Annotated in this window: 23 protein-coding genes; 15 read left to right on the top strand and 8 right to left on the bottom strand. The window is 34.4% G+C overall.

The features are described from left to right. The first annotated feature begins 2 nt into the window (after positions 1-2). The 3 genes from MK119_RS24235 (at position 3) to MK119_RS06980 (ending at position 2,775) form a co-directional block, all read left to right on the top strand. Positions 3-644 carry a hypothetical protein gene (locus MK119_RS24235; RefSeq protein WP_366512777.1) on the top strand — a complete coding sequence of 214 codons (642 nt, stop codon included), beginning with the start codon at positions 3-5 and terminating at the stop codon, positions 642-644. Then, complete coding sequence (locus tag MK119_RS24240; protein WP_366512778.1) at positions 602-1,396, top strand: HmuY family protein; 795 nt, start codon at positions 602-604, stop codon at positions 1,394-1,396. The genes MK119_RS24235 and MK119_RS24240 overlap by 43 nt, the downstream gene beginning before the upstream one ends. 122 nt (positions 1,397-1,518) lie before the next feature. Beyond that, on the top strand, positions 1,519-2,775 hold the full coding sequence (locus MK119_RS06980) for an HmuY family protein (protein WP_290672193.1): 1,257 nt from the start codon (positions 1,519-1,521) through the stop codon (positions 2,773-2,775). Between the two features lie 135 nt (positions 2,776-2,910). On the opposite strand, the gene MK119_RS06985 is transcribed toward MK119_RS06980, so the two are convergent. Further along, complete coding sequence (locus MK119_RS06985; protein WP_290672196.1) at positions 2,911-3,873, bottom strand: SPOR domain-containing protein; 963 nt, start codon at positions 3,871-3,873, stop codon at positions 2,911-2,913. A 305-nt stretch (positions 3,874-4,178) separates the two neighbouring features. On the opposite strand from MK119_RS06985, the gene dprA reads away from it, so the two are divergent. Genes dprA through MK119_RS07000 form a run of 3 tightly spaced genes read left to right on the top strand, consistent with a single transcriptional unit; the run spans position 4,179 to position 6,439 of the window. Beyond that, on the top strand, positions 4,179-5,285 hold the full coding sequence (gene dprA, locus MK119_RS06990; RefSeq protein ID WP_290672198.1) for a DNA-processing protein DprA: 1,107 nt from the start codon (positions 4,179-4,181) through the stop codon (positions 5,283-5,285). A 12-nt stretch (positions 5,286-5,297) separates the two neighbouring features. Next, a complete protein-coding gene (locus MK119_RS06995) occupies positions 5,298-5,834 on the top strand; it encodes a Crp/Fnr family transcriptional regulator (RefSeq protein WP_290672200.1) in 537 nt (178 codons plus the stop codon). A 53-nt stretch (positions 5,835-5,887) separates the two neighbouring features. Beyond that, positions 5,888-6,439, top strand: coding sequence for a DinB family protein (locus MK119_RS07000; RefSeq protein ID WP_290672203.1), 552 nt, complete (start codon positions 5,888-5,890; stop codon positions 6,437-6,439). Between the two features lie 242 nt (positions 6,440-6,681). Here MK119_RS07000 and trpS read toward each other — a convergent pair whose 3' ends face one another. Continuing rightward, complete coding sequence (trpS, locus tag MK119_RS07005; protein WP_290672205.1) at positions 6,682-7,650, bottom strand: tryptophan--tRNA ligase; 969 nt, start codon at positions 7,648-7,650, stop codon at positions 6,682-6,684. A gap of 131 nt (positions 7,651-7,781) precedes the next feature. On the opposite strand from trpS, the gene MK119_RS07010 reads away from it, so the two are divergent. Beyond that, complete coding sequence (locus MK119_RS07010) at positions 7,782-8,528, top strand: lysophospholipid acyltransferase family protein (protein WP_290672207.1); 747 nt, start codon at positions 7,782-7,784, stop codon at positions 8,526-8,528. A 24-nt stretch (positions 8,529-8,552) separates the two neighbouring features. Here the strand turns inward: MK119_RS07010 and MK119_RS07015 are convergent, their stop codons facing one another. The 5 genes from MK119_RS07015 to recA all read right to left on the bottom strand — a co-directional run bounded on the left by MK119_RS07015 (position 8,553) and on the right by recA (position 13,053). Then, positions 8,553-8,924, bottom strand: a complete 372-nt coding sequence (locus MK119_RS07015) for a hypothetical protein (protein WP_290672210.1) — start codon at positions 8,922-8,924, stop codon at positions 8,553-8,555. Between the two features lie 174 nt (positions 8,925-9,098). Next, positions 9,099-10,907 carry a hypothetical protein gene (locus tag MK119_RS07020; RefSeq protein ID WP_290672211.1) on the bottom strand — a complete coding sequence of 603 codons (1,809 nt, stop codon included), beginning with the start codon at positions 10,905-10,907 and terminating at the stop codon, positions 9,099-9,101. Next, the gene (locus tag MK119_RS07025; RefSeq protein ID WP_290672213.1) at positions 10,900-11,439 is read right to left on the bottom strand and encodes a sigma-70 family RNA polymerase sigma factor; all 540 of its coding nucleotides are present in this window, start codon (positions 11,437-11,439) and stop codon (positions 10,900-10,902) included. Before MK119_RS07025 ends, MK119_RS07020 begins: the two co-directional genes overlap by 8 nt. A gap of 33 nt (positions 11,440-11,472) precedes the next feature. After that, the gene (locus MK119_RS07030; RefSeq protein WP_290672216.1) at positions 11,473-11,865 is read right to left on the bottom strand and encodes a hypothetical protein; all 393 of its coding nucleotides are present in this window, start codon (positions 11,863-11,865) and stop codon (positions 11,473-11,475) included. 180 nt (positions 11,866-12,045) lie between these two features. Beyond that, positions 12,046-13,053, bottom strand: a complete 1,008-nt coding sequence (gene recA / locus MK119_RS07035) for a recombinase RecA (protein ID WP_290672219.1) — start codon at positions 13,051-13,053, stop codon at positions 12,046-12,048. A 644-nt stretch (positions 13,054-13,697) separates the two neighbouring features. On the opposite strand from recA, the gene MK119_RS07040 reads away from it, so the two are divergent. From MK119_RS07040 to MK119_RS07075, 8 genes are all read left to right on the top strand, one after another. Beyond that, positions 13,698-14,729 (top strand): rhodanese-related sulfurtransferase, encoded by a 1,032-nt coding sequence (locus MK119_RS07040; RefSeq protein WP_290672222.1) that lies wholly within the window; start codon positions 13,698-13,700, stop codon positions 14,727-14,729. Positions 14,730-14,829: 100 nt separating this feature from the next. Continuing rightward, entirely contained in the window at positions 14,830-16,206 is a 1,377-nt protein-coding gene (ricT, locus tag MK119_RS07045; RefSeq protein ID WP_290672225.1) for a regulatory iron-sulfur-containing complex subunit RicT, read from the top strand. After that, positions 16,190-16,678 carry a gliding motility lipoprotein GldH gene (locus MK119_RS07050; protein WP_290672228.1) on the top strand — a complete coding sequence of 163 codons (489 nt, stop codon included), beginning with the start codon at positions 16,190-16,192 and terminating at the stop codon, positions 16,676-16,678. The genes ricT and MK119_RS07050 overlap by 17 nt, the downstream gene beginning before the upstream one ends. 18 nt (positions 16,679-16,696) lie before the next feature. Continuing rightward, positions 16,697-19,048, top strand: a complete 2,352-nt coding sequence (locus MK119_RS07055; protein ID WP_290672231.1) for a transglycosylase domain-containing protein — start codon at positions 16,697-16,699, stop codon at positions 19,046-19,048. A 70-nt stretch (positions 19,049-19,118) separates the two neighbouring features. After that, complete coding sequence (locus MK119_RS07060; RefSeq protein WP_290672234.1) at positions 19,119-19,817, top strand: CoA transferase subunit A; 699 nt, start codon at positions 19,119-19,121, stop codon at positions 19,815-19,817. Between the two features lie 46 nt (positions 19,818-19,863). Next, positions 19,864-20,202 (top strand): four helix bundle protein, encoded by a 339-nt coding sequence (locus MK119_RS07065; protein ID WP_290672236.1) that lies wholly within the window; start codon positions 19,864-19,866, stop codon positions 20,200-20,202. Positions 20,203-20,243: 41 nt separating this feature from the next. Then, positions 20,244-20,900, top strand: a complete 657-nt coding sequence (locus tag MK119_RS07070; protein WP_290672239.1) for a CoA transferase subunit B — start codon at positions 20,244-20,246, stop codon at positions 20,898-20,900. Between the two features lie 295 nt (positions 20,901-21,195). Beyond that, positions 21,196-23,421 (top strand): M43 family zinc metalloprotease, encoded by a 2,226-nt coding sequence (locus MK119_RS07075; RefSeq protein WP_290672241.1) that lies wholly within the window; start codon positions 21,196-21,198, stop codon positions 23,419-23,421. 223 nt (positions 23,422-23,644) lie between these two features. Here MK119_RS07075 and MK119_RS24245 read toward each other — a convergent pair whose 3' ends face one another. After that, positions 23,645-23,809, bottom strand: coding sequence for an AraC family transcriptional regulator (locus MK119_RS24245; RefSeq protein WP_366512780.1), 165 nt, complete (start codon positions 23,807-23,809; stop codon positions 23,645-23,647). Positions 23,810-23,814: the final 5 nt, after the last annotated feature.

The raw sequence follows: 23,814 nt of genomic DNA on the forward strand, positions 1-23,814 counted from the left end.
TCATGAAGACAAGATTACAACAATTTTTACTTGTAGCATTTACGATTTTTATAAGCGCATGTAGTGAAGATGATAGCTTACAAAGCGATCCATTTGTAGTGGCTTTTGAAAGTTTATCGAAAAATTTACAAGACATAGAAAGTCAAGAAACCATTCAATTAGTGTATTCGGAAACAGCAATACAAAATGGTTTTGTTACCATACAAGTATTGCCAACAAATGCAGTGTACGGACAAGATTTTAGTACTATTCCTGCTGCTGTGAATAATACGATTGAATTACCGATTACTTCTGGACAAATTCAAAATGAAATTGTATTCAATAAGTTAAGTAATACACTTGATGAAACCACCTTAATTAATTTCTCGATAGCTTCTATTAATTACGATAATTCCAACGTGCAGGGAAACACAGACTTTGTGATTAATTCTTCGGCAGCATTAGGTGGAAGTATTGCTCCTGAACTTGGAGGACCAAATGAAGGAAATCAAGTATTTGTGGATTTAAGCAGTGAAAGTACCACTTTAGCGCAACGCGATTCTTGGGACTTAGGCTTTTATAATGGGAATGAATTTAGGGTAACGATCAACGGTTCTATTATATGGCAGCCGCTGAACTTACAGAAACAAATATTGACGCCGTAACATCTGCGATAGTTTATTGTTTACAACCGCAAGTGGCTGTAGGAACATTTGACCCTTCAAATGCAGCGTATGTTGATGCGCCAAATGGAAGTATTTTAGAAACGGCAATCAATGAAATTTCAGCAAATGATGCTGATAATAAAGTGTATTTGGTAAATCTTGGATACGAGGTTGGTACGGCAACACCAAACGTTGGAAGTGTAGCGGTAGCAGGTGATGCAAGAGGTTGGAAAAAAATACGAATTCTACGCAGTGGAGAAGATTACGTATTGCAATATGCTAACTTAGATGATACTATACATCAAGAAATTACCATTTCCAAAGACACCGAATTTAATTTCAAACATTTTAGCTTCAATACAAACAATCTTGTTTCTGTAGAGCCTATAAAAGACAAATGGGATATCTGTTTTACAGTAATGACAAACATTTTACCAGGTGCAGGAAGTTATGGTTTTTCAGACTTTGTAACGCATAATAGAAAAGGAGCTGCGGTTTCTTATCTAGTAAATACAAGTGATGTTGAGTATGATAGTTTTACGGCATCAGATGTGGTAGAAGCTAACTTTTCAGAAGATCAAACAACAATTGGAAGCAGCTGGCGTGATGTATTCTCAGGAACAGCTCGTACAGATAGATATTACATCATCAAAGATCCAAACGGAAATCTATACAAACTAAAATTCTTAGCACTTACCAATCAAGATGGTGAGCGCGGTTACCCAGAATTTGAATATAAACTTTTACAATAACATTAATATTCACATCAAATTTTAAAACGGAACAACGGAATGCGCCATAAGAGCTGCGTTGAACTCAACAGAAATGATTATTGGCAAATTCCATTTGACTTAAATTAATTAAATATCAACAAATGAAAACAAAATTACTTTTAATCTGCTTTTTAATCGCAAGCTTTACTGCAATAAAAGCACAGGAAATTACTGTAAACACTGGTATGGGCACTGGCTATGCAAATCAAGTGTATTACAAGATAAGCTCAGAAACGACAACATCGTTTGTTGCAAACTCTTGGGATATTGCTTTTTTAAGAGAAAGTAACTTAAATCAAGCTATTCGTGTAAATGGTAGTATTGGAATTGAAGTATTTGAAGCTTCAAATACACCAGCTGATTGGAACGCTATTGATATCGCAAACGAAGCTACTTGGACGCAATTATACAACAGTGATACAGACTGGAACAACGGTGCTTTTATGAAAGGATCTGCTAATACGCCGCCATTTGGTGTTGGATGGGGAACTTACAATCCTGTGACACATCATATTATTGGTTCCATCATTTTTGTATTAAAGTATGCAGACGGAACATACAGAAAGTTGATCATTGAAGATTATTTTGGAGCATATACATTCAAGTATAGTACATGGACAGGAAGTGCTTGGAGTGCAGATCAAACAGCTGTTGTAGCTAATTCAAGCAATCCTGCTAATAAATATAATTACTATTCTTTATCAACTGATTCAGAAGTTGTAGCAGAGCCAGCAGTGGCTGATTGGGATTTTGTATTTACTCGATATTATACAGAGCTTGCGCCAAATACAATGTATTTAGTTACTGGAGCATTACAAAGTAGTGAAATAACTGTTGCACAAAACGAAGAAGCAGGAGGAATGCCAGCAAATCCTGTATTAACGTATTCTACAGATATCAATACAATTGGGTATGATTGGAAATCTTTTACAGGAGCAGGTTTTTCTGTAAATTCTGATAGCGCTTTTTATGTAAAATATGCTGATAATACAATTTATAGAGTTTATTTTTCAGCTTTTTCAGGAAGTTCTAGTGGAGACTTAACATTCCATCATGAAAATGTAACTAGCTTGTTAAGCGTTTCTGAAGTAGGTGAAAGTGTATCTTTTGGAATTTATCCAAATCCATCACCAAACAAAAAAATAAATCTTTTATACGATGTTGCTAAATTAAGTGGAAATACAAACCAAGTTGCTATTTATACAACTTCAGGACAAAAAGTATTTGAAACAGCATTGCGTAGTAATTCAGGTTTCTACAATAAAGAATTGGACTTATCATCACTAAAAGCTGGAATGTATGTATTGCAATTCACTTCTGGAGATTATAATGTGACTAAAAAAATAGTTTTGAGGTAACGTTTTCTCAAAGGTGTAATTTTGAAAGCAAACAAGCTCTTCGCTACGAAGAGCTTGTTTATTTATATACTATTTTATTGAAACAAAAAAGACCGCTAGCAATAGCAGTCTTTTTGTATATGTATATGTGAATTATTATTCTGTAACTAGTAACCAAGCTTCAGGCGCTTTGGTTTTCTTTATTTTTGCTAAAGCTGCTACCGCTTCAGAACGTGTAGAAAAACTAGCGTATGATACTTGATGTAAACCATAACGATTTTGTCCTAATAATTCCGCATCAAAGCCGTCAGCTTGCAATTCTGATACTTTTTCATGTGCATTTTCCTCAATTCTAAAGGCACCAGCAACTACATGATAGTTTTGTATTTCTTTAGCAACTTTTAATGTAATTGATGGCAATTCTACAGGATTTGTATTAAAAAACGTTGCCTGCTGAATGTACTTATCAATTGATTTTTTCGCTTTGGTATCCTCTACAATTTGTTGTTGTTCTTGTTGAGATTTGCTGTATTCGTTAAATCCAAAAACACCAGCGCTTAATATAATAGCTGCCGCTGCCGCATAAGTCCAAGGGAAACGTCTACTACGAGCTTCTTCAACAACAGGTAATGGAATAGTTTCTTCTACTTCTTCTTGAAGAACTACAGGAGTAATTTCTTCTCTAACTTGCTCAGTAACTCTGCTAATTTCAGAAGAAACAAACGAAGAAAGCCCAAATGATGAAGTTAAATAATTCAATTGATAAGATGGCTCAAACTGAATTTTTCCTTCTACATTTAAAGAAAGATCACCAATGTTTTCAAGTGAAATAATTTCAGCACTGTCCAAACGCTTTTTCCAAGTAGCTACTTCCGACTGTACTTTAAGTAGTGTACTTTCATAGTCTTCCTTTGTTACATCAGCAATATACTTTACCAGCAAACCATCATTCGAATTCAATTGTGCATTGAATGACAATTCTTTAGTTGGTGGGTAAAAAGCATTGGTTGTATGATGTACTTGTGCTCCTTTTCGCTGCGTTAAAAAAGCACCGAAGTTAGGCACAGTTACACATTCGTATCTATATAAAAGTTCGCTTATGTACAGTTCTAATCTCATTAAAACAAATTTAGGAAAAAATTGAAGCCGATAAAATATCTGCATAACTTTTTATTAACATTAGGTTTTTAGCGGTATGAATCAATCATTTAAATGATATCATTTTTATTTTTTTAAACAGAAATAGGCTTATCATACAGCTATTTGGCTGCCGTTACATTCCATACAAATCTTAAACCTGTATTTTTTACATGGAATTTAGAGTTCAAAAAACGAAACTAATCTTAGGCAATAAACTTTATATACGTCTGATTAATTTTCTGAAAATCCTGTAACTTTCATAGTTAAAATGAATTGAATTAAATATGTATTCGGAAGAAGAATTAGTGTATGCACTCGCTTTGCAAAAAACCGCAAAAATTGGCGATGTTATCGCAAAAAGATTAATTAGACATTGTGGAAGTGCGGAAGCTGTATGGAAAGAAAAGAAAGAAAATCTCCTTAAAATAGATGGAATAGGCACTTTTATTTTAGCCGATTTACAGAATTCCAAAAATATAAAAGCCGCCGAGAACGAATTAAAGTTTATTCAGAAAGCACAAATAGATGTACATTACTTTTTAGAGGAAACCTATCCTGTACGTTTGCAACATTGTGTAGACAGTCCTATCGTATTATTTCAAAGAGGAACTGCAAATTTGAACGCACCTAAAATGATCAGTATTGTGGGTACTCGTAAAGCAACAAAATATGGAACACAATTTTGTGAAGAATTAATTGATAGTTTGTCGCCACTGCAACCGACGATCGTTTCCGGTTTTGCGTACGGAATTGATATTGTAGCACAAAGAGCCGCCATTAAAAACAATATTCCAACCATTGGTTGTTTGGCGCATGGTTTGAATCAAATATATCCAAAAGCGCATGAACGTTATATGAAATCGGTAGAAGAGAATGGTGCTTTTGTGACCGATTTTTGGAGTACATCCAATCCTGATCGGGAAAATTTCTTAAAACGGAATCGTTTGATTGCTGGTATGTCGCAGGCAACAATTGTCATTGAATCAGCAGAAAAAGGAGGAAGTTTAGTCACGGCGCATATTGCAAATTCGTATCACAGAGATGTGTTTGCTGTGCCTGGTAGAGTAGGCGATTCGCAAAGTATTGGTTGTAATAATTTAATCAAACAACAACGCGCACATATTTTAACATCTGCGGCAGATATTGTATATCTTTTAGGATGGGAATTAGATACTGAACCATTTCAACCTGTACAAAAACAATTATTTGTAGATTTAAGTCCAGAAGAAGCTATTATTCATTCATGTTTACAAGAAAAAGGACAAATGGTATTAGATAGTATTGCATTAGAATGTAAATTTCCGATTCATAAAATCGCGCCAATTTTATTACAATTAGAGATGAAAGGTGTTGTAAAACCATTGCCTGGAAAACTATTTGAAGCTGTATAAAAAATCATAACTATGAATCCAATCTCAACTCTGATAAATAGAATAACTACTGAAGACCTTTGGGATAAAGAAATCACATTAGAACGCAACGAATACTTAAAAGTAAAAGGCACTATTGATACCAATATTTATCTAGTAAAAAGTGGAAGCCTACGTATTTTTGTGATTGATGAATTTGAAGAGCACACCATTCGTTTTGGATATCAAAATAATCTGATAGCAGCATTGGATTCTTTTTTAAACGGAAAACCATCAGAATTTTATATTCAAGCACTTAAAAAAACTACCTTAAAAGCAATCAGCAAAGAAAACTACACTAACTTTATTAATTCATCTCCTGAAAATAAAAAATTATGGTTGGCAATTTTAGAAAACTTTGTACTGCAACAAATGGAAAGAGAACGTGATATTCTTACATCGTCACCTTTAGAACGATACCAGAGAGTTTTGCAACGAAGTCCGCAATTATTCCAAGAAATTCCAAATAAGTACATTGCTTCCTATTTACGAATGACTCCTGAAACACTTTCAAGAATTAAAAAATCTTAATTTGAATCAATTTTTTTGAGCTAACTGATACTGAAATTTGTGATAAAAAAACAATGGTATCAACATCAAAAAAATTATTACAAGACTTGTTAGAACTTACATGTGTAAACATTAACGTGGTTGAAAACTTTAAGAGTCAACCTATAAGTAGTTTAAATTGGAAGAAAAACCCAAAAAGTTGGAGCGTGCTAGAATGCATTGAACACTTGAATCGATATGGAAACTTTTATATTCCTGAAATGACAAAGAGAATAGCGAGTGCTAAACACAAAAACTCAGAGGTTTTTAAAAGCAATTGGTTAGGAAGTTATCTCAGTAAATCGGTGGCTTTTAAAGAGAATTTAAACAAAATGAATACATTTAAATCTATGAATCCTCTGAATTCAAAATTAACTGTTGAGACGCTAGAAATATTTATTGATCAACAACATCAAATCGTAGATTTATTGAACAAAGCAAAACATGTGAATCTTGACAAAACTAAGACTGCAATTTCTATTTCAAAACTTATCAAATTAAAACTTGGAGATACTTTTAGAGTGCTCATATATCATAATGAGCGTCACCTAAAACAAGCGCGAAAAACGCTAGAAACAGCATTCTAAAAAAGAATATAATAGATATTGTTGCATGCTTTTGTGTTTGATATATAGTTTGTTATGATTTAAAGTGTTGGGAATTTATGTTCTATTTAATTCATAAAATACCGACGTCATGAAAAAACTTTCTTTTTGCATCTTTTTTTTAAGCGTACATGGTCTCTGGAGTCAAGTAAAACCTATGATGAATACTGAACAGGCCAATACAAGTACCATACATATAAAAGCACAGAGCGTTTAAAATCTAATTAATATCCAACTTTCTTTCGTACTCTAGCTAACACTTTATTTGCTATTGTATGCGCTTTTTCAGCACCAATTGCTAAAGCTGCATCAATTTCGTTTTTGTTTTCCATGTAATGATTAAAACGCTCGCGTTGTGTAGCGAATGTTTCAACGATCAATTCAAATAACGCTTGTTTTGCATGTCCGTAGCCGTAATTTCCACCAGTATAATTTTGACGCATGGTTGCTATTTGCTTTTCATTAGCTAACAACTTATACAAAGCAAAAACATTGTCAGTATCTGGATCTTTCGGATCTTCCATTGGTGTACTATCCGTTTTGATTCCCATAATTTGTTTGCGAAGCTTTTTATCAGTTTGAAAAATGTCAATTACATTATTCTTACTCTTACTCATCTTGGTTCCATCGGTTCCAGGGACAAGTTTGGTTTCTTCTCTAAACTTTACAGAAGGCATTACAAAAGTTTCTCCCATTTTGGTGTGAAATCTTGAAGCTACATCTCGGGTAAATTCTAAATGTTGCTCTTGATCTTTTCCTACGGGAACAATTTCAGCATCGTATAATAAAATATCTGCCGCCATTAACATTGGATAGGTAAACAGTCCAGCATTAACATCACTTAAACGATCTGCTTTATCTTTAAAAGAATGCGCTAGTTCTAACCTTGAAAAAGGAAAGAAGCAGTTTAAATACCACGCAAGTTCCGTTACTTGTGGAACATCACTTTGACGATAAAAAACAGTTTTATTAATATCTAAACCAAAGGCAAGCCAAGTTGCAGCAGTTTTATATGTGTTTTCTCTAAGCGTTTCTCCATCTTTAATCTGCGTAAGCGAATGCATATCTGCAATAAACAGAAAAGATTCGTTTTCTGCATTTTTAGACATTTCAATTGCTGGGATAATTGCACCTAAAAGATTTCCCAAATGTGGAGTTCCTGTACTTTGAATTCCTGTTAATATACGTGCCATTGGTATTTTTAATTATGAAATTTTGACAAATGTACTTCATTTATAAAGAATTTTTTAAAAATTGTCGTGCGAGGTTTCATAAAAATAATTTTTAGACACATTTTCGAAACTTTAGTGTATTTTTGGCGCTAATGATGACTTTTGTAAAAAATATTGGAAGAGTTTTATGGCGCGCTTGGTTTTACCTTTTAGTGCTTATTCCTATACTTATATTTTTTCCGTTGTTATTATTATTTACAGCAAGTGAAAAACTGTACCCACAATTTTTCTGGATTGCAAGAAACTTATGGGCAAGACCTATTTTATTCGGAATGGGCTTTTTTCCAAAGTTTAAACGAGAAGCTGAAATTGTAAAAGGCAAAAGCTATATGTTGATTGCCAATCATACAAGTATGACTGACATTATGTTGATGTTGATAGCTTCCAAAAATCCATTTGTTTTTGTAGGAAAAAAAGAACTTTCTAAAATCCCAATTTTTGGTTTCTTTTACAAACGTACCTGTATTTTGGTAGATAGAGGAAGCGCCAGAAGTCGCAAAGCAGTATACGACAGTGCACAAGAACGGCTGAGTCAAGGAATGAGCATTTGTATATTTCCTGAAGGCGGCGTTCCAAAAGAAGATATTGTATTAGACAAATTCAAAGATGGCGCGTTTCGTTTGGCAATTGAGCATCAAATCCCTACAGTTCCTATGACTTTTGCGGATAATAAGAAACGCTTTCCATATTCGTTTTTCCTAGGCTCTCCAGGACGTATGCGTGTTACTATTCATCCTTTCTTAAGTACAGAAGGGAAAGTCGTTGCAGACAAAAAGGCAATGAGTATACAAGCAAGAGATATCATTTTAAATGAATTGACTGCATACGGAATTTCATAAAGAGAAAAGTCTATGCTGCGGCACTTATTCTTTCAATTTTTTAAACACTATTTGAAAAGTTTCCATCGCAATAAACGTAATGCAAACCCAAAACGGAGAAAGTATACTTAATCCTATTATAATACATATGGTAAGTATTACTATAGATTCTAAGTAGTCAATACAGTCACACAATCCATTATTAGCATCAAATTTTCTGAAAAAAGGAACAGTTCTCAATGTAAAATATAGTACAAGCGAGATAATGGAAACAACAAGACCTAAAAGTAAACCATAGAAATAATTCAGTTGATCAAAATAGTCTGTAGCAATGTTTTTTAGGTATGGAAATAGTAAGATTCCAAATAATAAAGCGATTGCAATTTTAATGATTCGCAATGAAATTTCTTTTTTCATAATTTAAATATAAGGTCATTTGTAGAAAAATCAACTAAAGCTCTTTGACCTTTATATATTTAATAGGCTTTCTTCATAAAAAAACCGCTTTCCTACAAAAAGTAAGAAAACGGTTTTTGGCAAACATCACTGCTTTTAAGGTATAATGGCATGTATACCTAACCAACTAAAAAACTAAAACCTAAAACTGACACCTGTATAAACTCCTACTGAATAAGGATTGAAGTTGCCAGTATTTCCTGAAAATGTATTTAACTGATATTTTAGCATCGGTTCTAAGTTGAACTCTAATTGATCAGAAAATTTATAATCAATTCCGATTCCAATATTCGTACTAAAACTCACGTCATTTACATTGGTAGCTTCTCCTAATTCGGTTAATATTTCTGGAGAATCAAATATGATACTATTCTCTGTTAATAGCAATGTACTCACACCGCCAATAACATTAATTCCTAATTTTTTATCTAATACAGCATACTTCAATTCCACAGGAACTTCTATATACGTCATACGCTGACTTAAATCTCCTTCAATTTGTTTTTGAAAAATGGTAGAGGTTTCTGTTGTTGGAAATTGATATTGTGAAAACGTTTCTCCTGTTGGAGCTTGACGGTCTTGAATATTAAATGCAGCATCACTGTTTTTAAATTGGATCGTTGTCAATTCTGGTCCATCAAACGAAGGAACCAGTGCAATATCTCTTGTGCTGTAACTATATTCTACTCTGTGAATTCCAGAACGGACGGTTAATTTTTTTGAAATATCATATCCAACATTTACACCGTAACTCAGATTAATGTCACCCTTTTTTGCATTATCAGCAAAAGTCTCATCAATTGGAGAACCATTGCTGAGTGTGTTGTAATATACAGGCGAAGCATTTGGCGAAACAGTCCATTTACTAATTGGTGTTTCTGCTACTTCTGTTTTATCTTTTTCTAAATCGTGTAAATCGTTAATAACATCTAAGATTGACTTTTTAATTTCTGGTTTTTCTTCTTTTTGTGTATCAGCAACTGCTTTTTCAATATTCTCTGTAGCTGCATTTGTTCCATCTGTAGCGCTATTTGAATTGGAATTAGTTTCTGACGAATTCGATTTTGATTGCGTATCATTTTGTGCTACGGCAGATGAAGTCTTGTTTGTAACTGCGTTAACATTTGAATTTATTTCAGAACCTTTTCCATTTACAATATTAGTTCCTTCCGATTCATTAACTTGATTGTCTACAACGGTATTCTTCACTAAAGGATTATTGGATGTATCATTACCATTCTTAATCTTGTTAAGATCTTTTGTGTTTTTGAAATGATTTTTTTGGTCAGCAGTTCCTGTTTTATTGCTGTTATTCGTTGTATTTGCAACAGCATTTTCCTGATACGTTACATTGCCATTTTGAAAGGTGTTTTTATCACTTCTATTGACATTAGTGTTGGAATTATGTTGTGTTCCATTTTGTTGTACAACAGCGTTTTGCAAGGCAGATCCTTTTTGAAAAGTATTGTCTTTTCCATTCTTCAACTTGTGCGCGTCATTGTCAATATTGTTTTCATTGGCAATTTTCTCTTTATTTTGTAATACACCTTCAGAGGAACTATTCTTAATATCTTGTGTTGAGTTTTGTTCTGAATTTGTATTGTTTGTATCTGTAACTTGTGAATTATTTGTGGTGTTGTTCACATCTTTTTGAGATGAACTATCTTTTGTCGTATTGGTAATTTGATTGTTTGGATCAATAGTTTCAGTACCATCTGAACCGATAAATTTTGTTCCTACAAAAAACAGTAATGCAATGGCAGCAGCAGTTCCTATAGCTTTATACAGCCATGGTAATAGCACAATGCCGCCTTCTTTTTTCTCTTCAGCCTCTTTTTCATCTAATCTGTCGGAGATTTTATCCCATAAATCGGGATCGGGAGAAGCTTCAAAATCTTTGAAACGGTTCCGAAAGAAATTATCTATATTATTTTGATCACTCATTTATGGCGATTTTTTTTTTAAACGATTCTACTTTAGTCTTCAAAATCATCCGAGCTCGCGCTAAATTTGATTTTGAAGTTCCCTGCGAAATGTTCAACATTTCTGCGATTTCTTGATGCGAATAATCATCAAGCACATATAAATTGAATACCAGCCTATATCGATCTGGTAACTCTTGTACGATGTTCAATAAATAATCTAAAGAAATATCTTCTTCATATACGGTTACTGGTTCTTCTTTCAGTGCTCGTTCATTTACAACCTCAAAAACACCTTTGCTTCTATATTTTTGAAGTACGGTGTTCACGGTAATTCTTCTAAGCCAACCTTCAAACGAGCCTTTAAAATTATACTGACCAATTTTTTCAAAAATAACCATAAAACTGTCCTGCAGATTATCTTCCGCTTCAAGCTTGTTCCGAGAGTACTTTAAGCTTGTAGCGTATAGTTTTTTGGCATAATCTCTATACAGTTGCGCTTGTGCATCACGGTCGTTGTTCTTACATTTATGTATGAGTTGATTTAAACTCACTCGTTTTATTTGTTTTTCTTAGTAGCTTTTCATCTAATTATTGTTGTTGACAGGCACTTCATAAACTAAGTATATGTCTTCTCCTTCGTCATCTCTTCCTTGCCAAAATTTAAAAGTATATGGTTCGGAACTAAGTGCATTAAAGCCAAACGTTTCAGTTTTAAATTCTTCTTCTAGTGTTTCGCAATCAGTTCCAATAGTTACAAAGTTTACGACTGCTACGGTTCTGACATTTCCTGTTTGCTGTACATATTCAAAATTGCTAAATGCATGACAAGTAGATGGTCGTTTGTATGTTACACTGATAGTGTATGTACTTCCAAGACTAAAAGCTAAAGGCATTTCAACGCTGTCTACAGGGACAAGTTCAAAACTAAATTGAACATCCGATGCGTTATCATCAACTACGCATGAATTGAAAATCATTTAACTCACTATCAAAGCCAAAAATAATATCTTCTTCATATAAAATAATAAACTAATTTTCAATTAGATGTGTTAACTATTAAAAGGTTGCGTCTAAAAATAAAAAAAATCCCGATATAGGGATTTTTTTAAACTTTACATTGAAGGTTATGGCAGAAAGGCTGCTATAGAAGTAAGGTTTTAGCTATTTGCGATAGCCTCTTTTATTTTCACTTCTAGTTCTTCTAACAACTCAGGATTATCTTCCAATAGTGACTTTACTGCATCGCGACCTTGTCCTAGTTTAGAATCTCCATAGCTAAACCAAGAACCGCTCTTTTTCACAATTTCATAGTTTACACCGATATCTAAAATTTCTCCTACTTTAGACACACCTGCTCCATACATAATGTCAAATTCAACCGTTTTAAAAGGTGGTGCTACTTTGTTCTTCACCACTTTTACACGTGTTTTGTTTCCTTTTACTTCACCATCAGTTCCTTTGATTTGTGTAGAACGTCTGATGTCTAAACGAACAGAAGCATAGAATTTTAACGCATTTCCACCAGTAGTTGTTTCTGGGTTTCCAAACATTACACCAATTTTTTCACGTAATTGGTTAATGAAGATTACCGTACAATTGGTTTTACTAATGGAAGCCGTTAATTTACGCAATGCTTGCGACATCAAACGAGCATGTAATCCCATTTTAGAGTCTCCCATTTCACCTTCAATCTCACTCTTTGGTGTCAATGCAGCTACCGAGTCAATCACAACAATATCAATAGCACCAGAACGGATTAAGTTATCAGCAATTTCTAAGGCTTGCTCTCCATGATCTGGTTGTGAGATAATTAAATTATCAATATCAACTCCTAACTTTTCAGCATAAAAACGATCAAAAGCGTGCTCTGCATCAATAAAAGCAGCAATTCCTCCTTTTTTCTGAGCTTCTGCCATGGCGTGTAAGGTCAAGGTTGTTTTACCAGAAGATTCAGGACCAAAAATTTCAATGACTCTTCCTCTTGGGTATCCACCAACTCCTAAGGCAATATCTAAACCAAGTGATCCAGAAGATATTGTATCAACTTCTTCTACAATAGTATCACCTAATTTCATTACAGAACCTTTTCCGTAGGTTTTGTCTAATTTGTCTAAGGTAAGTTTTAACGCTTTTAATTTTGCTTCTTTTTCTTTATCTGAACTCATTATGTCAATTTTCTATTAATTTGAACGATGCTAAATTACTATTTCTTTTCCCTGAAAACAATTTGCGATTTCTCATTTTCAATAAATCCACCTAAAAAATTTTACAATTTGACGCAACCTTTTTAAAAAATGGACATCTATCTAGTAAAATTGCTTAAAAAAATGAGAATTTTAAACAGATTTATTTACAACACACGAGATAATGCTTCGGTTCCATTATTCGGGAATTGCAGGCTTGACGGTGGCTAGCTTCATTGTTGATTCTATTCTTCAATAGAAAAATTGAATATTAACAATGAATTAGCTAGTAAAAGTGCTTCTGTCCACATAGGAGCACTTTTATTTTTCCTGTAGTTGCAGTAAAAAGTTATTTTAAGCATTCAAAAACATGCTTTTTTCCCTTCTTTCCATCTATTTTTCTGGAACAATTTTCCCCAAAAACATCCAAAACAAGCGTATCTGTTTTAATTATTTTTCCTCTTGTTGAAAACTAAAGTACACCATTTGTTTTAGTAATTGTAAATAAACTTTGTAAGCGTCGTATTTTTCTAATAAGCGTTATTTTTTAGCATAAAATGTGGTAGTTAAGACAAAAAATGTACTTTTGTCGAAAATATTCACTTTAACTTAAAAATTGATATAGCATGCAACTGTACAATAAATTAAGTGCAAAGGAAAGAGCAGAACTTATCGAGAAAGCCGGTAAAGATCGTATGACGATTTCTTTCTATAAATACGCACACATCGGAAATCCAGAAATTTTACGAAATCACTTATTCATTAACTGGGACAATATCGGCGTTCTAGGAAGAATTTATGTGTCTTATGAAGGCATCAACGCACAACTTTCTGTGCCTGCTGAAAACTTTAATACATTTAAAGAGCATTTAGATACAATTTCATTTTTAGAAAATGTACGATTAAATGTAGCGATTGAGCAAGATAATAAGTCGTTCCTTAAGCTAAAAGTGAAAGTAAGAGATAAGATTGTAGCAGACGGATTGAATGACGAAAGCTTTGATGTAACTGATAAAGGAACACACGTAGCTGCCGCTAAATTTAATGATTTACTAGATGATGAAAATACAATTTTGGTAGATATGCGAAACCATTACGAAAGTGAAATTGGTCATTTTCAAGGAGCTATCACGCCAGATGTAGACACATTTAGAGAATCATTACCAATTATAGAAGACAACTTAAAAGAACACAAAGAAGATAAAAACCTTGTTATGTATTGTACAGGTGGAATTCGTTGTGAAAAAGCCAGTGCCTACTTTAAACACAAAGGTTTTAAAAATGTGTATCAACTTGAAGGCGGAATTATCAATTATGCACGTCAGGTAGAAGCGCAAAACCTAGAAAATAAATTTATAGGTAAAAACTTCGTGTTCGATCACCGAAGAGGTGAACGAATTTCAAATCATATCATTGCCAATTGTCATCAATGTGGAAAACCATGTGATACACATGTAAACTGTGCAAACCAAGCCTGTCATTTACTCTTTATCCAATGTGAAGACTGTGCCAAAAAGATGGATGGTTGCTGCTCTAGTGATTGCAAATCTATATATAATTTGCCAATGGCTAGACAAAAAGAGCTTCGAAAAGGGAAAGAAGTTAGCAACAAAATCTTTAAAAAAGGACGCTCGGAAGTATTGAAGTATAAAAAGTAGATTTTCGATGCTACAGAAATAATCCTATCTTTACATTTTTAGAGAAAGAATACAAACCCTACGTCTGCATTCCCGAATAGCAGATTCTATATATAAAAATATGAGTTGTAACAGTTGTTCAACTGGTAAAGATGGTCAACCAAGAGGCTGTAAAAACAACGGTACTTGTGGCACTGATAGCTGTAATAAGCTAACGGTATTTAATTGGTTATCAAATATGTCGTTGCCTAGCAATCAAACCCCATTTGATTGTATTGAGGTGCGCTTTAAAAACAGTAGAAAGCATTTTTATAGAAATACAGAAAACTTAACCCTAAGTATTGGAGATATTGTAGCTACCGAAGCTTCTCCAGGACATGATGTGGGTATAGTAACGCTTACGGGCGAATTGGTGCGTGTACAAATGCGCAAGAAAAAAATAAGCCCAGAAAGTGAAGAAATAAAAAAAGTATACAGAAAAGCATCACAAAAAGATATTGATGTTTGGTCGCGTGCACGCGATAGAGAAGAAGCGATCAAAAAACGTTCACGCGAGTTGGCTATTGCACTTGGTTTGCAAATGAAAATCTCAGATGTAGAGTTTCAAGGAGATGGATCTAAAGCTACCTTTTATTATACTGCGGATGATCGTGTAGATTTCCGTCAGTTAATTAAAGATATGGCAAAAGCCTTTAGCATTCGTATAGAAATGCGCCAAATAGGTTTTCGTCAAGAAGCAGCGCGCTTGGGCGGAATTGGATCTTGTGGACGCGAATTATGTTGTTCCACTTGGTTGACAGATTTTCGTTCTGTAAATACGGCTGCAGCCAGATACCAGCAACTTTCCTTAAATCCTCAAAAACTAGCAGGACAATGTGGAAAGTTAAAATGCTGTTTGAATTTTGAATTAGATGCGTATTTAGAAGCATTACAACAGTTTCCAAAAAGCGACGTAAAACTCTACACAGAAAAAGGAACTGCAGTTTGCCAAAAAACAGATATCTTTAAAGGATATATTTGGTATGCATACGAAGGTGAATGGATGAATTGGCATAAACTTACAACTGAGCAAGCCAATGAAATCATTGAACTCAATACAAAAAAAGAAAAAGTCATAAGTTTGGAAGAATATGCTTTAGAACTTATGGAAGAAGATACTAAAACAAACTTTGAAAACGTTGTAGGACAAGATAGCCTTACACGATTTGATAAGAAACCCACTCGAAATCGAAAAAGAAGAGGCGTACAAAACAAGAAAAAGCGTAGAAACAACAATGCCAAAGCTGGCGCAACTGTAAAAAACAACAATAATAACAATCAAAAACAAAAAGCAGGAAACGCAGGCAAAAAAGGCAACAGCAGTGGAAAAAACAATCCTCGTAACAAAAATAACAATAGAGCCAAACAACAAGGTGATACTGCTAGAGGACCAAAAAACACTGGAAACAAGAATAACAACAGACGTAAAAAATCGAACAAAAATGCAAAGCCCAAATAAATACGCATTTTTAGTATGTATTCTTTCTATACTACTATTCATTTCTTGTGATGGCAATCGTGTCTATGATCAATATGTTTCCACAGGAACATCTTGGGAAAAGAACACTCCTTTACATTTCAAATTCCAACAGCCAGATAGTACAAGCAATTACAATTTGTTTGTCAACGTAAGAAATACGAACGAATATGAGTTTCGTAACTTATTTCTTATTGTAAACATGAACTTTCCAAATGGGAATGTTGTTACAGATACCTTAGAGTATGAAATGGCAGCACCTGACGGAAAATGGCTTGGTACAGGTATGACAACTAAGGAAAGTAAACTTTGGTACAAAGAAAATGTGCGTTTTCCTTTCAAAGGAACCTACGAAATCACCATACAGCAAGCCATGCGAAAAATCAATGAATCTCAAGGAATCCAAAGCTTAAAGGGAATCTCAGAGGTTGGCTTTAGAATCGAAAAAAATTAGTGCAAACAACGTATTGAAATGACAAAAAAGCAAGTCAAAAAGCAAGAAAAAAAACCTACTAAATTTAGAAAATTCATCAAATGGTTTTGGATTGTATTTGCAGGCGGAATCGCAAGTATATTCTTATTATTCTTATTAGCTTCATGGGGATTTTTAGGAGAAATGCCATCTTTTGAAATCCTAGAAAATCCGCAAACAAATCTAGCATCACAAGTAATTTCTGCCGATGGAAAAGTATTGGGGAAATATTATTTAAAAGATAACAGAACACCTGTTGATTATAAGGAACTACCGAAAGATTTAGTAAATGCCTTAATTGCAACCGAAGATGCACGTTTCCACGACCATTCTGGAATTGATGTACGTGGAACGATAAGAGCATTTGCTTACTTAGGAAAAAACGGTGGAGCAAGTACCATTTCGCAGCAGTTGGCACGACAATTATTTGTAGGTGTCCGATCAAGAAATATATTTGAAGCTGGTATCCAAAAAATCAAAGAATGGGTAATCGCTACACGTTTAGAGCGTCAGTATACCAAAGAAGAAATCATTGCGATGTACTTCAATATCTACGACTTTGGAAACAATGCAGATGGAATTCGTTCAGGAGCGCGTATTTACTTTGGAAAAGAACCGCAAGACTTAAAAATTGAAGAATCGGCTATGTTGGTGGGAATGTTTAAAAACTCATCGTTATACAATCCTAGAAGATGGCCAGATAAGGTAAAGAAAAGAAGAGATGTCGTATTAGCGCAAATGTATAAATACGAGTATATTACAGAAGCGGTAAAAGATTCGCTTCAAAAATTACCCTTAGGTTTAAACTATACACCTGAATCACACAATGAAGGTTTGGGAACGTATTTTAGAGAACATTTAAAAGATTTTCTTAAAAAATGGGTAAAAGACAATCCAAAAGAAAATCGCGATAAGTACAATATCTATCTTGATGGATTAAAAATTTATACCACGATAGATTCGCGCATGCAAAAATATGCTGAAGAAGCCGTAGAAGAGCACATGAAAAAATTGCAGGCAGAATTCTATCACCAAAACACTAAAAAGCGTAACAAAAATGCGCCATTTGCCAGAGATGTAGAGAAAAACACGATTGAAACTGTTATCGATAGATCAATTAGAAGTTCAGAGCGCTGGAGAGTAATGAAAAGTGAAGGAAAATCGGAAGATGAAATCTACGCTTCGTTTGATAGAAAAACACCTATGACGGTATTTTCTTGGAAAAACAAAAACGAGCGTATTGATACCATCATGACTCCGCGTGATTCTATGTTGTATTCAAAATTCTTTTTGCGTGCTAGTTTTATGTCATTAGAACCACAATCAGGTCAAGTAAAAGCATGGGTTGGTGGAATCAACTACCGAAACTTTAAATATGATATGGTACGACAAGGAAAACGTCAAATAGGTTCTACATTCAAGCCTTTTGTATATGCTACAGCTATTGACCAGTTACACTTATCGCCATGCGACTCTATGCCAAATGGACCATACTGTATAGAAGAAGGAAAATACGGTTTGTTAGAACCATGGTGTCCTAAAAACTCTGACGGTAAATATGAAGGTATGCGAACGTTAAAAGGCTCATTGGCTAGTTCGGTAAATACAGTTACTGCGCGTTTGATGGATAAAGTAGGTCCTGTAAATGTTCGTTCATTAGCACAACGATTAGGTGTTGAATCAGAAATACCAGAAGCACCATCGATCGCTTTAGGAACTCCAGACATTTCTTTATATGAAATGCTGGGTGCTTATGGAACTTTTGTAAATAAAGGAGTGTATGTAAAACCTGTAATTGTAACGCGTATTGAAGACAAAAACGGAACGATCTTATACGAATTTGTACCAGAAACCAAAGATGTATTAAGTGAGGAAGTAGCATATACTGTTGTCAACTTAATGCAAGGTGTAACTGAGAGTGGTTCAGGAAGAAGATTGCGTCACAAATCAATGGCAAAAACTGCTTTGTATAAAGAAATTATGACTGGATATCCGTACGAATTCAAAAATCCAATCGCAGGAAAAACAGGAACTACGCAAAACAACAGTGATGGTTGGTTTATTGGAATGGTACCTAATCTAATTTCTGGAGCTTGGGTAGGTGGTGAAGATCGTCAAATACGTTTTGCATCAACAGCATATGGACAAGGAGCTTCTATGGCATTGCCGATTTGGGGATTGTTTATGAAAAAATGTTATGCAGATAAATCCTTATCAGTATCGAGTGATAAATTCCCGGAACCTGAAGAAGAAATGACCATCAATGTAGATTGTTCTAAAACAACAAAGAAAACAGATTCTAAAGGCGATGAACCAGATGATGACAACTTAGATGGTATTGATTTCGATTAAGCTTAAATTATTCTGAAAAAACAGAAACATCTTTTAAAAATTTCGTAATTTTCAGTCAAAATATTGATTGATGATTAATAAAAAGATAAATTCAGTAGAAGCCGCAGTAGCAGGTGTTACCGATAATATGACACTAATGCTAGGCGGTTTTGGATTGTGCGGAATTCCCGAAAATGCAATTGCGGAATTGGTAAAGCTTGGCGCAAAGAATCTTACGTGTATTTCAAACAATGCAGGTGTAGATGATTTTGGTCTTGGCTTATTGCTGCAACAACGCCAAATTAAAAAAATGATTTCTTCGTATGTAGGCGAAAATGATGAGTTTGAACGTCAAATGTTATCAGGTGAATTAGAAGTAGAATTGACTCCACAAGGAACACTTGCCGAAAAATGTAGAGCAGCACAAGCTGGTTTCCCTGCATTCTACACACCAGCAGGTTACGGAACAGAAGTAGCTGAAGGAAAAGAATCGAGAGAATTTAACGGAAAAATGCACATCTTAGAAAAAGCCTATGAAGCAGATTTTGCTTTTGTAAAGGCCTGGAAAGGTGATGAAGCTGGGAATTTAATTTTTAAAGGAACGGCTCGAAACTTTAATCCATGTATGTGTGGTGCGGCAAAAATTACAGTTGCTGAGGTAGAAGAATTGGTGCCTGTGGGCGAATTGGATCCTAATCAAATTCATATTCCCGGAATCTTTGTGCAACGAATTTTTCAAGGAGAAAAGTATGAGAAACGAATTGAACAGCGTACAGTACGTCCGCGTTAATGAACCAATTGTTTAATTTACCAATGTACTAAATGTTCGGTATTTGATGAAAAATGTTGTAGTAGAAAAGTCAATTGAAGTTGCATTGTTAATTATAGAATATTGTGAAAAATTAGAAGTAAGTAAAAAATTCGTTATTTCTGGGCAACTTTTAAAATCTGGAACAAGCATAGGTGCTAATATTAAAGAAGCTCAAAATGCTGAAAGCAGAGCAGATTTTATTCATAAAATGAAGATAGCAGCAAAAGAATTGGAAGAAACAAAATATTGGTTGCGCTTATGTGAACAATCAAAAAATTACCCAACAGACACTATTTTAGTTAATAAAGTAAGAGAATTGGGGTTAATCATTTATAAAATATTAAGTTCAAGTATCAAAAAGTAACAATTGATACATTGGTAAATTAAAAAATTGATACATTAGATATGTTGGATAAAAACGGAATCGCAAAAAGAATCGCAAAAGAAGTAAAAGATGGTTACTATGTAAATCTGGGAATCGGAATTCCTACGCTAGTTGCTAATTTTGTGAGAGATGATATAGAAGTAGAATTTCAAAGTGAAAATGGAGTTTTAGGCATGGGACCTTTTCCTTTTGATGGAGAAGAAGATGCTGATATTATCAATGCAGGAAAACAAACTATCACAACCTTACCAGGTGCAAGTTTTTTTGATTCAGCATTCAGTTTTGCTATGATTCGAGGAAAACATGTCGATTTAACGATACTAGGAGCCATGGAAGTTGCTGAAAATGGAGATATTGCCAATTGGAAAATCCCAGGGAAAATGGTAAAAGGAATGGGTGGTGCTATGGATTTGGTGGCATCTGCAGAAAATATCATTGTGGCGATGATGCATACAAACAAACGAGGCGAATCAAAATTACTTAAAAAATGCTCATTACCACTTACTGGAGTTGGCTGTGTAAAGAAAATAGTAACAAACTTAGCTGTTTTAAGTGTAACACCAGATGGATTTGAACTTCTTGAAAGAGCACCAGGAGTTTCTGTTGAAGAAATAGAAAAGGCTACAGAAGGAAATTTAATAATTAAAGGCGAAATACCTGAAATGCAATTAGATTAATATTGTATATCACGTAAAATAACACACTAAAAAATGTCATATTCTCAAAAATATGACATTTTTTTATGAAATTATCAATAATTAGATTCATTCTATATAGTCTACAAAGGAAGTAGGTAATAGTCAGATTATCAGATAATTAAATAATTAATAATTTCTATAGAAACACGAAGGTTTTCGTAAATTATATCAAAAAAATAAGTATTTTGACGTAAAATTCATAAAAATTTAACACATTTGTTGCGTTTTTGACAACATGTCGGAAATAAATTGGCTAATCAAATACTTAATTTTTATGAAAAAACAAATTACTCTTCTTTTGTTGAGTTTTTTATTTGTTGGGATGCTCTCTGCGCAAGATCGAGAGTGTGCAACTATGGAAAACTTAGAGTACAGAAAACAACTTAATCCGCGGTTGGAGCAACGGATGCAAGAAATTGAAAACTTCACAAGACAGCGCCTTCAAGATGGAATTTCTAAAAGTATTTCAGGAAATGTAATTACTATTCCGGTAGTTGTCCATGTTCTTTACACGAATTCTACAAATAACATTAGTGAAGCGCAGATTCAATCGCAAATAGATGTTATAAATGAGGATTTTAGAAGAACGAACCCTGATGCAGATAACAGATGGTCACAAGCAGCTGATACTGAAATTCAATTTTGTTTAGTAACTGTAGACCCTAATGGAAATGCAACAACAGGAATTACCAGAAAAGCAGTTACCAGAACTGATTGGGGAACGAGTGATGACATGAAGAGATCTTCTCGAGGAGGAGTTGATCCATGGAATACTGCAGAGTATTTAAACATGTGGGTTGTACCTCGAATGACTAGTGGAGGAAGAACTATTTTAGGATATGCACAATTCCCTGGAGGAAACGCAGCTACTGATGGTGTAGTAATGGCATACAATTATTTTGGTAGAGTTGGAAATGTATCGGCACCATTTGATGGAGGAAGAACTACAACTCACGAAATAGGACATTACTTAAACTTAAGACATATTTGGGGAGATGCTAACTGTGGAAATGATTTCGTATCAGATACACCAACGCAACAAGCACCTTCAAGTGGATGTCCAACAAACAATGTTTCTTGTGGGTCTACGGATATGGTACAAAACTACATGGATTACTCAAATGATTCATGTATGAACTTATTTACACAAGGTCAAAAAGCACGTATGCGTGCTGTATTAGATGTTGGAGGAGCAAGAAGAAGCTTAGCATTATCTGACAAATGTAGTTCTACGCCACCGCCACCACCAACATGTGATGATGGAATTCAAAATGGAGATGAAACAGGAATTGACTGTGGAGGTTCGTCATGTGCACCTTGTCAATCTGGTTGTTCAGAAAATGAAGTAACACTAAGCATTACATTTGATAATTACCCTGAAGAAACTTCTTGGTCTCTTGTTACTGATGGAGGAACTACAGTTGCATCTGGAAACTACTCAACAGCTAACCCAGATGGATCAACAGTAACAGAAACATTATGTTTACCAAATGACTGCTACACATTTACAATCAATGATTCATACGGAGACGGAATTTGCTGTACGTATGGTAACGGATCGTACACATTAACAGGGCCAGACGGACAAATTAAGTCTGGAGGAAGCTTTGGATCATCTGAAGCAACAGACTTCTGTTTAGGAAGCACGCCACCGCCACCACCAACATGTGATGATGGAATTCAAAATGGTGATGAAACAGGAATTGACTGTGGAGGTTCATCTTGTGCACCATGTCAAACAGGAGGTAACACAGTATTACATGAAGGTTTCTTTGAAACTGGATGGGATGGATGGCAAGACGGAGGAAGCGATTGTTTCCGTTACTCAGGATCACGTTCTTACGAAGGATCGTACTCTATCCGTTTACGTGACAACTCAGGAACTGCATCAGCAATGACCTCTGAAGCATTTGACTTAAGAGGATTTGATCAAGTAGAATTCAAGTTGTATTTCTATCCAAACTCTATGGAAAATGGAGAAGATTTCTGGATTCGTTATTACAATGGTTCTTCTTGGAGTACTGTAGCAACGTATGCTAGCGGAAGCAGCTTTACAAACGGAAGCTTCTATTCGGCAACTGTAACCTTAAATAGTTCAGATGTAAACTTTGCTTCAAATGCACGATTCAGAGTACAGTGTGATGCAAGTGCTAATGCAGATCAAGTATACATTGATCAAGTAACCGTTACAGGTATCAATGGAGCTAGAGCAATAAGAACTGCAGGAAATAGTATACAAGCTTTACGTTCTGGACCGCAAAGTTCATCAAATGGTGATAACTTAATTACGCCAACAATCACACGTGGTGATATTACGGTGAACTTGGCAAGCTACAACTTAAACTCATCATACAGAATCTTGAATTTACTGGGTCAAACAGTAAAATCAGGAACATTGAAAGATGGAAGATTACATGTAGGTGAATTAAAATCTGGAGTATACTTACTAGAAGTGAGTGATGAAGAAGAACAAATCATTCAGAAATTCGTAAAACAGTAAACCCTAACTTCTAAATACACTTTATAAAAGTGAAAACTCCCAAGTGAAAGCTTGGGAGTTTTTTTATTTTAAAGATTGTCAAATAACAAAAGCGGTCTCACTACGTATAGTGAGTCCCGCTTTGTTCAACTAAAAAACAGCATTACCTTAAAGATTCCCCAATCCAACGTGATACTTACTATCATTGCTGTTTTTTAGTATACTAACCAACCTAACCTAATTTTTATAGCGTTTGCTTCAAAAAATCTGAAACCGTTCCTCCTGTTTTTCTTTGAAATGCTTTTGAGAATGATTCCCTATTACTAAAACCTGCTTCTTTTGCCATAGCTTGTACGGTGTAATTTCGATAATTCGTATGTTTTTTTAATCTTTCAATGCTGTATTGAATTCGCA

Origin of the sequence: Kordia sp. (assembly GCF_022447245.1) — a bacterium.
Classification (GTDB): domain Bacteria; phylum Bacteroidota; class Bacteroidia; order Flavobacteriales; family Flavobacteriaceae; genus Kordia.